Origin of the sequence: Pseudomonas sp. SMV7 (assembly GCF_052041995.1) — a bacterium.
In the GTDB taxonomy this organism is placed as follows: Bacteria; Pseudomonadota; Gammaproteobacteria; order Pseudomonadales; family Pseudomonadaceae; genus Aquipseudomonas.
The window spans coordinates 1-928 of record NZ_JBKGGT010000049.1 but is presented as its reverse complement, the minus strand read 5'-3'; the positions used below and the strand labels follow the sequence as shown (position 1 = coordinate 928).

Annotated in this window: 1 protein-coding gene; it reads left to right on the top strand. The window is 60.1% G+C overall.

Annotation, left to right across the window (positions count from 1 at the left end; translation table 11 throughout):
• On the top strand, positions 1-928 hold a 928-nt coding region (locus ACLEJP_RS25470), incomplete at both ends, for an immunoglobulin-like domain-containing protein (RefSeq protein WP_440810896.1).

Sequence of the window (928 nt, the reverse complement as noted above, 5' to 3'; positions counted from 1 at the left end):
CGTCGATTTCGAAACCCCGGCGAACGACGTCTACAACAACGGCTCGACCGTCAGTGTGACCATCGAAAACGCCACTGGCGGCAACTTCGAGCAGCTGACCCCAGACCCTACTCCAGCATCTACCGTCATCAATGACAGCGTCGATACCGTCACGGTGAGCATCGTCAGCAATGGCAACGTGACCGAAGACCAGCAGCCTTCCTTCACCGTGAAGGTAAGCCAGGCGCTGGATCGGCCGTTGACCGTAACCCTGTCGAACGGCGACACCGTGACCATCGAGGCAGGTAAAACCGAGGCCGAGTACAAGACTCCAGCCCAGGGCGACGACGTCATCAAGGACGCCGGCTCTGTTACCCTGAGCGTCACTGATGCCACTGTTCCGGGTGCAACCTTCGAGAACCTGGCCTTGGGCGGCCCGGCTACCGTTGAGATCTCGGATACGATCAGTGAGGTCGTGGCCAAGCTGACCGCCACCCCTTCGGTTACCGAAGGTGGTCAAATCACCTATACCGTGACTTTGACCAACCAAGACGGCCTGCCGATCGACAAGCACGGTGCATTGACCTTCACGCTGAACGACGGCACCACCATCACCGTGCCGGCGAACAGCACTACCGGCAGCATTACCGTCACTGCGCCGGACAATGTCTATGTCGGTGCCAACGACCCCGTGGTCAAGTCGATCGCTTCGGTCAGTGGCGACGATGCCGACAAGTTCGAACAGCTCACCCTGGACAAGACGCCAGTCAGCACCGCTGTCACCGACGAGCCGGGTACGCCAGGCAACGAAGGCGACCTGGTCAAGGTCACCATCACTGCCGACCAGCCTTCGGTAGCCGAGAACGTCAAACCGACCTTCACCGTGCTCATCAACCAGGCACTGGCCCACGATCTGGTCGTGACCCTGAGCAACAATGCCCAGGTCACC